This window comes from Microbacterium umsixpiens, assembly GCF_053543675.1.
This window is the reverse complement of the sequence record NZ_JBLVOH010000146.1, coordinates 3,155-15,394: the sequence shown is the minus strand read 5'-3', so window position 1 is coordinate 15,394 and position 12,240 is coordinate 3,155. Positions and strand designations below refer to the sequence as shown.

The 12,240-nt window shown below is 67.0% G+C and carries 13 protein-coding genes and 1 tRNA gene; 11 read left to right on the top strand and 3 right to left on the bottom strand.

What is annotated here, in order from left to right; all coding sequences use genetic code 11:
- Nucleotides 1–47: 47 nt before the first annotated feature.
- Both ACNPM4_RS14400 and ACNPM4_RS14395 read right to left on the bottom strand, forming a co-directional pair.
- Entirely contained in the window at nt 48–1,685 is a 1,638-nt protein-coding gene (locus tag ACNPM4_RS14400; protein WP_262003825.1) for a solute symporter family protein, read from the bottom strand.
- On the bottom strand, nt 1,682–2,029 hold the full coding sequence (locus ACNPM4_RS14395) for a DUF485 domain-containing protein (protein ID WP_029262720.1): 348 nt from the start codon (nt 2,027–2,029) through the stop codon (nt 1,682–1,684). Before ACNPM4_RS14395 ends, ACNPM4_RS14400 begins: the two co-directional genes overlap by 4 nt.
- A gap of 108 nt (nt 2,030–2,137) precedes the next feature.
- Between ACNPM4_RS14395 and ACNPM4_RS14390 the strand changes: the two genes are divergently transcribed.
- Nucleotides 2,138–2,995 (top strand): LuxR C-terminal-related transcriptional regulator, encoded by an 858-nt coding sequence (locus ACNPM4_RS14390; protein ID WP_029262721.1) that lies wholly within the window; start codon nt 2,138–2,140, stop codon nt 2,993–2,995.
- A 78-nt stretch (nt 2,996–3,073) separates the two neighbouring features.
- Entirely contained in the window at nt 3,074–3,421 is a 348-nt protein-coding gene (locus tag ACNPM4_RS14385) for a histone-like nucleoid-structuring protein Lsr2 (protein ID WP_029262722.1), read from the top strand.
- 25 nt (nt 3,422–3,446) lie between these two features.
- On the opposite strand, the gene ACNPM4_RS14380 is transcribed toward ACNPM4_RS14385, so the two are convergent.
- On the bottom strand, nt 3,447–4,097 hold the full coding sequence (locus tag ACNPM4_RS14380) for a MarR family winged helix-turn-helix transcriptional regulator (protein WP_448986102.1): 651 nt from the start codon (nt 4,095–4,097) through the stop codon (nt 3,447–3,449).
- Between the two features lie 86 nt (nt 4,098–4,183).
- Here ACNPM4_RS14380 and idi point away from each other — a divergent pair, with 86 nt between their 5' ends.
- The 9 genes from idi to ACNPM4_RS14335 all read left to right on the top strand — a co-directional run bounded on the left by idi (nt 4,184) and on the right by ACNPM4_RS14335 (nt 12,234).
- Nucleotides 4,184–4,705 carry an isopentenyl-diphosphate Delta-isomerase gene (gene idi, locus ACNPM4_RS14375; protein ID WP_448986101.1) on the top strand — a complete coding sequence of 174 codons (522 nt, stop codon included), beginning with the start codon at nt 4,184–4,186 and terminating at the stop codon, nt 4,703–4,705.
- A gap of 3 nt (nt 4,706–4,708) precedes the next feature.
- Nucleotides 4,709–5,791 carry a polyprenyl synthetase family protein gene (locus ACNPM4_RS14370; RefSeq protein ID WP_448986100.1) on the top strand — a complete coding sequence of 361 codons (1,083 nt, stop codon included), beginning with the start codon at nt 4,709–4,711 and terminating at the stop codon, nt 5,789–5,791.
- Nucleotides 5,788–6,696: a phytoene/squalene synthase family protein gene (locus ACNPM4_RS14365; protein ID WP_400858056.1), complete on the top strand. Its 909-nt coding sequence runs from the start codon at nt 5,788–5,790 to the stop codon at nt 6,694–6,696. Before ACNPM4_RS14370 ends, ACNPM4_RS14365 begins: the two co-directional genes overlap by 4 nt.
- Nucleotides 6,693–8,294 carry a phytoene desaturase family protein gene (gene crtI, locus ACNPM4_RS14360; protein WP_448986099.1) on the top strand — a complete coding sequence of 534 codons (1,602 nt, stop codon included), beginning with the start codon at nt 6,693–6,695 and terminating at the stop codon, nt 8,292–8,294. The genes ACNPM4_RS14365 and crtI overlap by 4 nt, the downstream gene beginning before the upstream one ends.
- The gene (locus tag ACNPM4_RS14355) at nt 8,294–8,641 is read left to right on the top strand and encodes a lycopene cyclase domain-containing protein (protein ID WP_448986098.1); all 348 of its coding nucleotides are present in this window, start codon (nt 8,294–8,296) and stop codon (nt 8,639–8,641) included. Before crtI ends, ACNPM4_RS14355 begins: the two co-directional genes overlap by 1 nt.
- A complete protein-coding gene (locus ACNPM4_RS14350) occupies nt 8,638–8,982 on the top strand; it encodes a lycopene cyclase domain-containing protein (RefSeq protein ID WP_029262729.1) in 345 nt (114 codons plus the stop codon). The genes ACNPM4_RS14355 and ACNPM4_RS14350 overlap by 4 nt, the downstream gene beginning before the upstream one ends.
- Nucleotides 8,979–9,872 (top strand): prenyltransferase, encoded by an 894-nt coding sequence (locus tag ACNPM4_RS14345; protein ID WP_448986097.1) that lies wholly within the window; start codon nt 8,979–8,981, stop codon nt 9,870–9,872. The genes ACNPM4_RS14350 and ACNPM4_RS14345 overlap by 4 nt, the downstream gene beginning before the upstream one ends.
- A 60-nt stretch (nt 9,873–9,932) precedes the next feature.
- On the top strand, nt 9,933–12,119 hold the full coding sequence (locus tag ACNPM4_RS14340) for an MMPL family transporter (RefSeq protein ID WP_448986096.1): 2,187 nt from the start codon (nt 9,933–9,935) through the stop codon (nt 12,117–12,119).
- A 42-nt stretch (nt 12,120–12,161) separates the two neighbouring features.
- Nucleotides 12,162–12,234 (top strand) — tRNA-Arg (locus ACNPM4_RS14335).
- Nucleotides 12,235–12,240: the final 6 nt, after the last annotated feature.

Genomic DNA, 12,240 nt, shown 5'->3' with positions numbered 1-12,240 from the left:
CCGCCGGGTCCACGTCTTGCCCGGGTTCGATCCTCAGGAGGCCGCGGTCAGTGCTCGACCGCCTTCTCCGCGCCGAACCCCGTGAGCGAGCGCACCTCCATCTCGGCGGCGAGCTGCGGAGACTCCTTGCGGGAGCTCGTCACCGTTCCGAGCCAGCCGAGGAGGAAACCCAGCGGGATCGAGACGATCCCCGGATTGTTCAGTGGCCACACGGCGATGTCGATCCCAGGGATCATCGATGTCGGGGTTCCCGAGAACACCGGCGACAGCACGATGAGCAGGATCGCCGACCCGAGCCCGCCGTACATGCTCCACACCGCGCCCCGGGTCGTGAACCGCCGCCAGAAGAGCGAATAGAGAATGGTCGGCAGATTGGCGGAAGCGGCGACGGCGAAAGCGAGAGCGACGAGGAATGCGATGTTCTGCCCCTGCGCTCCGATGCCGCCGAGGATCGCCAGGATGCCGATCACGACCACAGTGCGACGAGCGACGCGCACCTCGCCGTTCGGATCTGCGGCGACCGGCTCGCCGGCAGCATCCTTGCGCCCCTTCTGGATGACATTGGCGTAGATGTCGTGCGCGAACGATGCCGCGGCCGTGATCGTCAGACCAGCGACCACCGCGAGGATCGTCGCGAAAGCCACGGCGGAGATAAAGCCCAGCAGCACCGGACCGCCGAGCCGGAGCGCGAGCAGCGGCGCCGCCGAGTTCACGCCGCCCGGAGCGGCCGCGATCACATCCGCACCGACCAGTGCGCCGGCACCGTAGCCGAGCACGAGGGTCAGCAGGTAGAAGCCGCCGATGAGCCAGATCGCCCAGACGACCGAGCGGCGCGCTTCCTTGGCCGTCGGCACGGTGTAGAAGCGCATGAGCACGTGCGGCAGGCCGGCGGTCCCGAGTACGAGCGCCATGCCGAGGGACAGGAAGTCCCACGGGTTCGCGCCGTACTGCAGTCCCGGAGCCAGGATCGCATCGCCCTTGTCGGAATTCGCGACCGCGGCCTCGAGAAGGGTGTTCAGGCTGAAGCCGTTGATCGCGAGCACCCAGATCGTCATGCCGACGGCGCCGCCGATCAGGAGGACGGCCTTGACGATCTGCACCCAGGTGGTGCCCTTCATGCCGCCGATCAGGACGTAGACGATCATCAGCAAGCCGACCACGGCGATCACGATCGACTGCCCGAGCCGTCCGTCGATGCCGAGCAGCAGCGATACCAACCCACCGGCACCGGCCATCTGCGCCAGCAGATAGAAGAAGCACACAGCGAGCGTCGTGATCGCGGCCGCCATTCGCACCGGGCGCTGCTTCAAGCGGAACGACAGCACGTCCGCCATCGTGAACTTCCCGGTGTTGCGCATCAGTTCCGCCACCAGCAGCAGTGCGACGAGCCAGGCGACCAGGAATCCGATCGAATAGAGGAATCCGTCGTAGCCGTTGATCGCGATGGCGCCGCAGATGCCGAGGAAGGACGCCGCGGACAGATAGTCGCCTGCGATGGCGAATCCGTTCTGCGGTCCCGTGAAAGAACGGCCGGCGGCGTAGTAGTCGGCAGCGGTCTTGTTGTTGCGGCTCGCGCGGATGACGATGAAGAGTGTCACCGCGACGAAAGCCAGGAAGATCGAGATGTTGAAGACGGGGTTGATATCGAGAGCGACCGGCTCGACCGCCGCGCGGATTGCGTTCATGCGTGCCCCTGCGCCTTCTCGAGTTCTTCACGGATCTCCGTCGCCAACGGGTCGAGTTTCCGATTCGCGAACGACACGTACGCCATGGTTATGCCGAACGTCGTGACGAACTGTCCGAGACCGAGGAGGAGCCCGATGGTGATATCGCCCCACACACGTTGTCCCATGAAATCGGGCGCGAATGCCGCAAGAAGCACATAGGCGAAATACCACAACAGGAAGAACACGGCGAGCGGAAAGATGAACGATCTCTGCGTCCGTTTCAACCTCTGGAATCGTGGAGACTGCTCGACGGCGATGTAGTCGATCTCACCGTTCGAATCGACGTGCGTCTGATCACTCATGGGGCCTCCTTGCCACATGTCCGGTCCCCGCGCAGCGGAACTGTGCGGATGATAAAGTCGACGCTACGAAACGGGGAACACAGTCGTCACCCCCGGAAGTAGGTAATTGTGAGCGCCCCAGTCCCTCTCGGTTCCGAGTCGGAGCTCGTCGCCCATGCGGTGCGCGAGCTCGCGCGGCGAACGCGATTCCCTGTCGCATTCGGCGGTCTCATCGAAGAGGGCGTCGTGAGCGTGACCAGTATCGTCGGCGCGCGAACCCGATCCCTGGACGGGTTGCGAGTGCGACCGGAGCGCGGTCTCGGCGGGCGCGCGATGATGGAATTGCGCCCACGGATGACGAGCGACTACGGCTCGTCGCAGCAGATCACCCACGACTACGACGTCTTCGTCCTCGGTGAAGGTTTGCGCACACTCCTCGCCCTCCCGATCGTCGTCCACGGCCGGTCCCGCGGCGTGCTCTACGCCGGCGCGTGGGATGAGGAACAGGTCGGTGGCGTCACCACCGCTCCAGCCATGCAGGTGGCCCAGTCCGTCGCCGACGAATTGCGGATCCGCGACGAGGTACAGCGACGGCTGGACACGAGCCCGCTGGGAAGTGAGGCTGTGGCGCCCCCGCAGCGCGAGGCGCTCCGGGAGAGCTTCGCCGAGCTGCGCAGCATCGCGGCGTCGGTCGACGACGCGGCGATACGGGCACGGATCGCCGAGGTCGAGCGGCGCCTCGTGGCACTCGCCGGGGATTCGACTCCCGCTGCGACGGCCCCCGTGCCTACGATCCATCTCTCACCCCGTGAAACCGACGTCCTCGCCTGCGCGGCGCTGGGATCGACCAATGCGGAGATCGCCGCGCAACTCGGGCTGCGCGAGGGCACGGTCAAGGCATACCTCGGCACCGCGATGGCGAAACTCGACGCTTCCACCCGTCATGCGGCCGTCACTCGAGCGCGCCGCGCGGGGCTTCTTCCCTGAGACCAGCGCTGAAGCGGATTATGACCATGCAATATTCAATTGTTGTCGCATTTCGCTTCTGCAGGTAAAGTCGCACGCATGGCTAGACGAATTGTGCACCAGCTGGTCGACGACATCGACGGCAGCGTCCTCGAAGTCGGAGAAGGCGAGACCGTGCATTTCTCGGTCAACGGCGCCTCCTACGAGATCGATTTGAATGCCGCGCATGCGGAGGAATTGCGAAAGGCTCTCGAGCCGTATATCGCTGCAGGGCGTCGCGCCGGGTCCTCCAGCACCGCACGTTCCTCTTCATCTTCTCGCAAGCGACCGGCACGCAATCCCGAGGTTGCCGCCATCCGGGCATGGGCCAATGAGAACGGCTACACGCTCTCCGAGCGAGGACGCATCCCCGCCCCGATCCTGGATGCGTACAAGGCAGCGCACTGAGTTCGGCCCCTCGTGGGCCGTTCTCTCAATCAGACGTCTGCTGTAACCAGGCTTCGTCTCGAAGCGTGATCTCTTCCGTCATGTCCTGGAGGAATCGGATAACGACGTCGCGTTCTGCCGGCGAGAGCCGGGCGGCCGCATAGAAGCGCTTCGCCTGCTGTCGACCGACCGTCTCCATCGCCGCGAGCCGCGTCTCCGGCGTGATGCTGATGCGGAGCGCCCTCCGGTCGGTCGGGTGGGGTGAGCGTGTGATGTGCCCGCCCTTCTCCAGCCGATCGAGGAGCTTGGTCGTCGCGGCCGTCGAGACGTCGAGGTGGTGAGCTATACCCCCGGGTGTCGCCACCAGGCTCCGATTCGCACACACGATCAGATAGTGCAGCGCACGCATGTCGGTCTCATTGAGGCGCATGTACCGGCGTGAAGCCTGAGAGAGGGTCTGCTCGGCTTCCCGCAGACCCGCGAGCGACTCCATGAGCCGGGCGATCTGCCGCAACTCCTCAGGCGGAACGCCCGTCCGATCGACCAGCGTGCTCCGCGGATCACTGGCATCGACGTCGTAGATCGCCGCGTGGCTCAGCCCATCCGGCGCGCGGTCGGCAGTGCTCGTATCACCATCGATGGGCGGATTCGTCGCCCTCGCCCCGGTGTGCGGGGTGGTGCCGGGCTCCGTGTCCATGCGATCATGTTACACACACACAGTTTCATGCTAAGTTGACTACTCACCAAGTTAGCTATTTCCAACGCTCGGAAGAGGGAGATGCCATGGACCACGTGACCCTCCTGGCCGAAGATGGGACCGCCATCGGCACACTGCCGAAGAGTGAGGTCCACACGAGCGACACCCCGCTGCATCTCGCCTTCTCGTGCTACGTCTTCGACGCACGAGGGCGTCTACTCCTGACACGCCGGTCCCTCGCGAAGCGGACCTGGCCAGGAGTCTGGACGAACAGCTTCTGCGGTCATCCACGACCCGACGAGGAAATGGCGGACGCCGTTCGGCGCCGCGGCATCGACGAGCTCGGCATCCAGCTCACGGGTATTCGCCTCGTGCTGCCTGACTACCGTTATCGGGCCATCGACGCGAGTGGAATCGTCGAGAACGAGATCTGCCCGGTGCACGTGGCGATGATCGACGGTGAGCCCGCGGCCGATCCCGACGAGGTATCCGAATGGACGTGGGTCGAAGTTCCCGCCCTGATCGAAGCCGTCACCCATGCACCGTTCGCGTTCAGCCCGTGGCTCGTCGAGCAGCTTCCCCTTCTGCGACAGGTCGGCGAGGTCTGAGCAATGAGCGCGACAGCCACGGAGGAAGCACTCGGGACACGGATCGAAGCCGCGCTGCGGCGACGCTTCTCCGCGCACACGGCAGCGGCGGAGAAATACGGCCCCGGGTTCACGGAGCTGTGGACGGTGGCGGCCGAGCACGCACTCGGCGGCAAACTCATCCGGCCGCGACTGCTCGTCGACCTGGCGCAGGCCCTCTCACCGCACCCGCTCTCGGCGGAGGCGAGCGAGTCCGCGATCGATGTCGCGGCCGAGGTCGAGCTGCTGCACTTCGCCTTCCTCCTGCATGACGATGTCATCGACGGAGACCTCATCCGCCGGCGCGGACCGAACCTTATCGGCACTCTCGTCGCGGGTCGGCCGGACGCCCCTGCCGCACCGAAACTGCACTGGGCGCGATCGAGCGCGATCCTCCTCGGCGATCTCCTGTTGGCTTCGGCGGTGCTGGGGTTCGCCCGGGTGGACGTCTCCGTGCACGCACGCGATCGCCTGCTCTCGCTTCTGGAGCAGACCATCCTCGAGACCGTCGCCGGTGAGCATGCCGATGTCGCTCTCAGCGACGGCATGATCACTCCGGATCTACGAACGATCCTCTCGACGAGCGCCTACAAGACGGCGACGTACTCGTTCGTGCTTCCGCTGCGCGCCGCAGCCGTGCTGGCAGGGTCGTCGTCGGCGACCGAGCAGCGACTCACCGCGATCGGCCGACACCTCGGCCTCGCGTATCAGCTGCAGGATGATCTGCTCTCCGTGTTCGGCGACCCCGACGAACACGGCAAGGATCCCTTCTCGGACCTGCGGGAAGGCAAGGAGACCGCGATCATCTCCTATGCCCGCATGACGAGCCACTGGGAGGGGATCGAACAGCACTTCGGCAGAGCCGATCTCAGCGGTGCGGACGGCTCCCGAGCTCGCGATCGACTGCGCGAGTGCGGCGCCGAGGCATTCGTGCGTGGGCTCGTCAGCGAGCACCTCGAGGCCGCATCGACCGTTCTCCGCGACGCGGAGTCCGAGGGCACACTCCCACCGGCCGCCGGACGGACGATCCGCGCACTGGCCTCCCGCGTCGATGGTCGCGAGCGATGACCACCATCCCCCACGATCCCTCCGACGACGCCGCCCTCCGCCGTTTCAGCCGCACGGCGGAGATCGCGACGAGCGACGTGATCCGCACCTACTCGACGTCGTTCGGACTCGCGACCCGACTTCTCGGACGGCGACATCGTCAACATGTGCGCAACATCTACGCGATGGTGCGCATCGCCGACGAGATCGTCGACGGTGTCGCCGCCGAGGCCGGGCTCGACAGCGCGGCGCAGTCGGCAGCTCTCGCCTCCTATGTGGAAGCGACTCACCGCTCGATGCGCAGCGGATACAGCAGCGACCTGATTCTGCACGCCTTCGCGCGGACGGCCCGGGAGTGCGACATCGGCGAAGACCTGACCACGCCTTTCTTCGATTCGATGAGTGCCGACATCGACCGTGAGACGGGTTTCGCCGCCTACGACGCCGACGCCCACGCGGCATATGTCTACGGGTCCGCCGAGGTCGTGGGGTTGATGTGCCTTCAGGTATTCCTGCGGGACTCGCCCCGCACACCCGAGGAGCTCGAGACCCTCCGACGCGGTGCGCGACAGCTCGGCGCAGCCTTCCAGAACGTCAACTTCCTGCGAGACCTCGCCGACGACACGGATCGTCTGCACCGCGGTTACCTCGGCGGCACCGCGCGTCTGACCGACGCAGACCGGGACGACTGGGTCGACACGATCCTGCGCCAACTGACCGACGCCCGCGCGGCGATCCCCCTGCTCCCGAAGGATGCTCGCGCGGCCGTGCGCAGCGCGCTGGCGCTGTTCGCGGCACTGACCCGCCGCGTTGCGAAGACACCGGCCGAGGTCCTGTACCGACGACGGGTGCGGGTTCCTGACCCGATCAAGGCCGTGCTCGCCGCTCGCGCGGTCGCCGTGACCGCGATGGAGCGCGACCGATGAGCCGTGTGGTGGTGATCGGTGCGGGCGTCGCCGGCCTCGCGACCGCGGGACTGCTCGCACGGGACGGGCACGAGGTCGTCGTCCTCGAGAAGAACGACCGCGTCGGCGGGCGGGCCGGAACGATGGAGCGTGACGGCTTCCGATTCGACTCCGGACCGTCGTGGTACCTGATGCCCGAGGTCTTCGACCACTTCTTCGCGATGATGGGCACCACGACCGAGGACCAGCTCGACCTCACCCGACTGGATCCCGGCTATCGCGTGTTCCGCGAACCGACCGCAGAGGATCCGACGCGCGGCGCGGTGACGGTGCCCGCCGGCAGGCAGGCCGTCACGCGCCTCTTCGAGGATCTGGAACCGGGTTCTGCCCCGGCGCTGGACTCCTACCTGCAGTCGGCACGTCATGCCGGCGAGATGGCGCAGAAGTACTTCCTCTACAACCCTTTCACCCGGACACGGTCGCTCCTGGCGCCGGAGGTCCTTCGAGCGCTGCCCCGTCTGTTCACGCTGCTCGGCACCCGGCTGCAGTCCTTCGCGGCTCGTCGTTTCCGGCATCCGGTCGTGCGTCAGATCCTCGGCTACCCGGCGGTGTTCCTCGGCACAGACCCTCGCAGCGCTCCCGCGATGTACCACCTGATGAGCTCCCTCGACCTGGACCAGGGCGTCAGCTACCCACAGGGCGGGTTCTGGCGGGTCATCGAACGGATCGAGGCCCTGGCCCGCGATGCGGGAGCCCGGGTCGTCACGGGTGCCGACGTCACCGGCATCCGCACCGAGGATGGGGACGGCGGAACACGCGTGACCGGCGTCGATTGGGTGGACGGATCGGGTAGCTCCCACGTCGAGCTCGCCGATATCGTCGTCTCCGCCGCAGACCTGCACCACACCGAGACCAGGCTGTTGCCGCGATCACTGCAGAGCTATCCCGAGTCGTGGTGGACTCGCCGCACGAGCGGTCCCGGCGGAGTGCTCGTCATGCTCGGGGTAGAAGGCTCCCTGCCCGAACTCCCTCACCACTCGCTGTTCTTCACCGACGACTGGGATGCGAACTTCGACGCGATCTTCGGCCCCACCCCGTCCGTCCCCGCCCCGGCCTCGACCTACGTCTGCCGACCGAGCGCATCCGACCCCGATGTCGCGCCGCCCGGCCACGAGAACCTGTTCATCCTGGTTCCCGTTCCGGCGGATGTCGAGCTCGGGCATGGCGGATCCGATGGGTCGGGGTCCGCGGAGATCGAGCGAGCGGCCGATGCCGCCATCGACCAGGTCGCGGCATGGGCACGCATCCCCGATCTCCGTGAGCGGATCGTCGTGCGCGATACCAAAGGGCCGGCCGACTTCCGCGACGACTACCGCTCGTGGCGGGGCGGGATGCTCGGGCCGGCGCACATCCTCTCCCAGAGTGCGATGTTCCGTGCTCAGAACGCGTCCAGGCGGGTGCAGGGACTCTTCTACGCCGGGGCCACGACCGCGCCCGGCGTCGGCGTGCCGATGTGCTTGATCAGCGCCGAGATCGTCCTGAAGCGTCTCCGCGGTGATCACTCCCCCGGCCCACTCCCGGAACCGGATGCCCCCACGATCGGGACGGCGAGCTCCTGATGGGCGCGCTGTACCTGACCGCGCTGTTGGTGTCGCTGGGCTGCATGCTGCTTCTGGACTGGCGATTCCGGCTCTTTTTCTGGCGGGATGCGCTCTCGGCCGCCGTCGTCACGGTGGTCGGCCTCGTCTTCTTCCTCCTGTGGGACGCGGCGGGCATCGTGAACGGCATCTTCCTCCGCGGCGACGCGGCGATCGCGACGGGTCTGGTGCTCGCACCGGAACTGCCCGTGGAGGAACCGGTGTTCCTGCTCTTCCTCATCGTGTGCACGATGGTCATCTACACCGGTTCCGCCCGCCTGGTCGCTCGGAGGCGCGACCGGTTCGGTACGAAGGCCGGTGACGCATGAGTTACATCCACGTCGCAGCCTGCTTCCTCCTCGTCGCCGCCGGCGGTGGCATCGTCCTGGCCCTCGCCTCCCGCCGACGCGGACCCGTGCCCGCGGCCGTCCTGCTGACGGTGCTCGTCCTGTTCCTCCTCACGGCCGTTTTCGACACGCTGATGATCGCGAGTGGGCTGTTCCACTACGCACAGGATCCCCTGCTCGGTCTGCACATCGGCCTCGCCCCCATCGAGGACTTCGCGTATCCGCTCGCAGGCGCGCTGCTCCTTCCCGCCCTGTGGACGGCTCTGCGCGCACGGCGGCGAGCGCGCGAAGTCTCGACCGAGAATGACGAGGCCCGCGGATGAACGCCCGATCCGCACGCGAGCGCACCTTCGGACGGGATCTCGCGCAGATCGTGCTCTCCTCGCGGCCGATCAGCTGGATCAACACCGCGTTCCCCTTCGCGGCGGCCTATCTCCTCGCCACGCGAGAACTCGACATGACCCTGGTGATCGGGACCCTCTACTTCCTCGTCCCGTACAACCTCGCGATGTACGGGATCAACGATGTCTTCGACTACGCCTCCGATCTGGCGAACCCCCGTAAGGGCGGCATCGAGGGCGCGCTCCTTGCGCCTCGCATCCATCGCGCTACGCTCTGGGCGGCGGCCGCCACGAACGTCCCGTTCCTCGTCTACCTCGTGATCGTCGGGAACCCGGCATCCTGGTTCTGGCTCGCTGTCAGCGTGTTCGCCGTGATCGCCTACTCGGCACCGGTGCTGCGTTTCAAGGAGCGGCCGTTCCTCGATTCGATCACCTCGAGCACGCACTTCGTGAGTCCGGCGATCGTCGCTCTCGCCCTGGTCGGCGCACCGGTGACGATCGGCACCATCATCACACTCGGCGCCTTCTTCCTGTGGGGCATGGCAGCCCATGCCTTCGGTGCCGTGCAGGACATCGGCCCCGATCGCGAAGGCGGAATCTCCTCGACAGCCACCGTCATCGGGGCGCGTGCGACGGTTCGGCTCTCCCTCGGGCTCTGGGTGATCGCCGGTGCGGCGATGCTGTTCACCCCCTGGCCCGGCCCGCTCGCCGCCGTCCTCGCTCTGCCTTACGTGGTCAACGCAGCACCGTGGTGGAACGTCGACGATGGCAGCTCCGCGTCGACGAATCGCGCCTGGCGCCGGTTCATCGCCCTCAACTACTTCGCCGGCTTCCTCGCGACGATGATCCTGATCCTCGCGTGGATCTCCTGACTCCTGCCTCCTGCTCCTGACTCCTGCTTCTGAACGACCGCCCTCCCCGAAAGGCACCTGATGTCCCGCCCCGATTCCCCACCGACTCCACCCCTCAGGGAGCGCTCGCGGCAGCACTCCTGGGCGCGGGTCTTCATCCCCGTGGCTCTGATCCTCGTGTGGCTGGTGGGCGCCTCTCTGGGCGGTCCACTGTTCGGCAAGATCGATGAGGTCTCCTCCAACGAGCAGACGACGTACCTCCCCGAATCCGCGCAGGCCACCGAGGTGCAGCAGCTGCTCGGTGAGTTCAACGACAGCGACTCGATCCCGGCGATCGCCGTCTTCACGTCCGAGGACGAGCTCACGCAGAGCGAACTCGATGCGATCTCGGATGCGGTGGCCGGGGCCTCGACCGTGGAGGGCGTCGGCGAGGATGTGTCTCCCGCCCTCCCCTCCGATGACGGGCAGGCAGTACAGGCGTTCATCCCGATCGACAGCGACGCCGAGCTGGCCGACACGACGACGGCACTGGGCGACGAGCTGCGCGCCGGCGTCCCGGACGGCATCAGCGTGTACATCACGGGACCCGCGGGGTTCAGCGCCGACCTGGTCGCCGGCTTCGCCGGGATCGATGGGCTGCTCCTCGGCGTCGCACTCCTGGCGGTGCTGGTCATCCTGGTCCTCGTCTACCGCTCGTTCCTGCTGCCTCTGGTCGTGCTCTCGACGAGCCTGTTCGCGCTCTGCGTGGCGCTCCTCGTGGTGTGGTGGCTGGCGAAGTTCGAGGTGCTGCTTCTCAGCGGCCAGACGCAGGGAATCCTCTTCATCCTCGTGATCGGCGCCGCCACCGACTACGCCCTGCTCCTCGTCGCACGCTTCCGCGAGGAGCTCCGGGTGGCGCAGGACAAGGGCGTCGCACTCCTGGCGGCATGGAAGGGCTCGGTCGAACCGATCGCGGCCTCGGGCGGCACCGTGATCGCCGGACTCCTCTGTCTGCTGCTCAGCGACCTGAAGTCGAACAGCACGCTCGGCCCCGTCGCGGCGATCGGCATCGTCTTCGCCATGCTGTCCGCCCTCACCCTGCTTCCCTCCCTGCTTCTGCTCTTCGGTCGCGCCGTGTTCTGGCCGCGACGCCCGCGCTTCGAACCGGAAGTGGTCGCCGCAGAGCACGGCATGCGCACGACGGGACTGTGGGCGCGGCTGGCGGGACTCATCAAGCGGCGCCCACGGGTCATCTGGATCGTGACGACCTTGGTCCTCGTCGCCGGCGCGGCAGGTGTCACACAGCTCGACGCGAACGGGGTGCCGCAATCGGACCTGGTGCTCGGTGCCTCGGAAGCCCGCGACGGTCAGGTGGCTCTGGGCGAGCACTTCCCCGGCGGATCCGGCAGCCCCGTGTACGTGGTCGTCGACGAGGACCGACTGCAGGATGCCGCGGACGTCCTGCTCGCGAACGAGGGGGTCGATGCGGTCTCCGTCACCGCCGCGGACTCCCCCAGTGGCACCGCCCCCGTCACCGAGGACGGCATCACGGCCGTCGGCCCGCCGGGCACCCCCGCCCCCGACCCCACGACGGTCGACGGGCAGGTGCTGCTTCAGGGCACGCTGACCGACGCGGCCGACTCGGCCGCCGCTGCCTCCACCGTGCGAGAGCTGCGCTCCGAACTGGGCGACACGAAGGCACTCGTGGGTGGCGTCACCGCGACCTCGATCGACACGAACGATGCCTCCATCCATGACCGCAACCTGATCATCCCCGTGATCCTCCTCGTGATCATGCTGATCCTCATGCTGCTGCTGCGGTCGATCCTCGCGCCGGTGCTGTTGATCCTGACGACGGTCCTGTCGTTCGGAACCGCGATGGGTGTCGCCGCGCTCGTGTTCAACGGAATCTTCGACTTCCCCGGTGCGGACCCGGCCGTTCCGCTCTTCGGGTTCGTGTTCCTGGTTGCGCTCGGCATCGACTACAACATCTTCCTGATGACACGGGTCCGCGAGGAGTCGAAGCAGCACGGTACCCGAGAGGGGATCCTGCGGGGCCTGTCGATCACGGGCGGGGTGATCACGTCAGCGGGTCTCGTGCTCGCAGCGACCTTCGCCGCGCTGTCGGTGATCCCCATCCTGTTCCTGGTGCAGCTGGCCTTCATCGTGGCGTTCGGGGTGCTGCTGGACACGTTCGTCGTCCGTTCGCTGCTCGTCCCCGCGCTGACGTACGACATCGGCAAGGCGATCTGGTGGCCTTCCAAGCTGTGGCGCCGCGGCGAGGACTGATGCGCGAGGGGGCGTGCGGACGGTCGCCTAGACTGGACGCACGCCCTCGTAGCTCAGGGGATAGAGCAGCCCTCTCCTAAAGGGCAGGTCGCAGGTTCGAATCCTGTCGAGGGCACGACGT

What these genes read in the sequence shown, in the direction of transcription:
- ACNPM4_RS14395 (WP_029262720.1), bottom strand. Translation starts at nt 2,029, where the DNA reads ATGAGTGATCAGACGCACGTCGATTCGAACGGTGAGATCGACTACATC.
- ACNPM4_RS14340 (WP_448986096.1), top strand. Translation starts at nt 9,933, where the DNA reads ATGTCCCGCCCCGATTCCCCACCGACTCCACCCCTCAGGGAGCGCTCG.
- ACNPM4_RS14350 (WP_029262729.1), top strand. Translation starts at nt 8,638, where the DNA reads ATGAGTTACATCCACGTCGCAGCCTGCTTCCTCCTCGTCGCCGCCGGC.
- ACNPM4_RS14380 (WP_448986102.1), bottom strand. Translation starts at nt 4,097, where the DNA reads ATGGACACGGAGCCCGGCACCACCCCGCACACCGGGGCGAGGGCGACG.
- ACNPM4_RS14400 (WP_262003825.1), bottom strand. Translation starts at nt 1,685, where the DNA reads ATGAACGCAATCCGCGCGGCGGTCGAGCCGGTCGCTCTCGATATCAAC.
- ACNPM4_RS14345 (WP_448986097.1), top strand. Translation starts at nt 8,979, where the DNA reads ATGAACGCCCGATCCGCACGCGAGCGCACCTTCGGACGGGATCTCGCG.
- ACNPM4_RS14385 (WP_029262722.1), top strand. Translation starts at nt 3,074, where the DNA reads ATGGCTAGACGAATTGTGCACCAGCTGGTCGACGACATCGACGGCAGC.
- idi (WP_448986101.1), top strand. Translation starts at nt 4,184, where the DNA reads ATGGACCACGTGACCCTCCTGGCCGAAGATGGGACCGCCATCGGCACA.
- ACNPM4_RS14370 (WP_448986100.1), top strand. Translation starts at nt 4,709, where the DNA reads ATGAGCGCGACAGCCACGGAGGAAGCACTCGGGACACGGATCGAAGCC.
- ACNPM4_RS14355 (WP_448986098.1), top strand. Translation starts at nt 8,294, where the DNA reads ATGGGCGCGCTGTACCTGACCGCGCTGTTGGTGTCGCTGGGCTGCATG.
- crtI (WP_448986099.1), top strand. Translation starts at nt 6,693, where the DNA reads ATGAGCCGTGTGGTGGTGATCGGTGCGGGCGTCGCCGGCCTCGCGACC.
- ACNPM4_RS14365 (WP_400858056.1), top strand. Translation starts at nt 5,788, where the DNA reads ATGACCACCATCCCCCACGATCCCTCCGACGACGCCGCCCTCCGCCGT.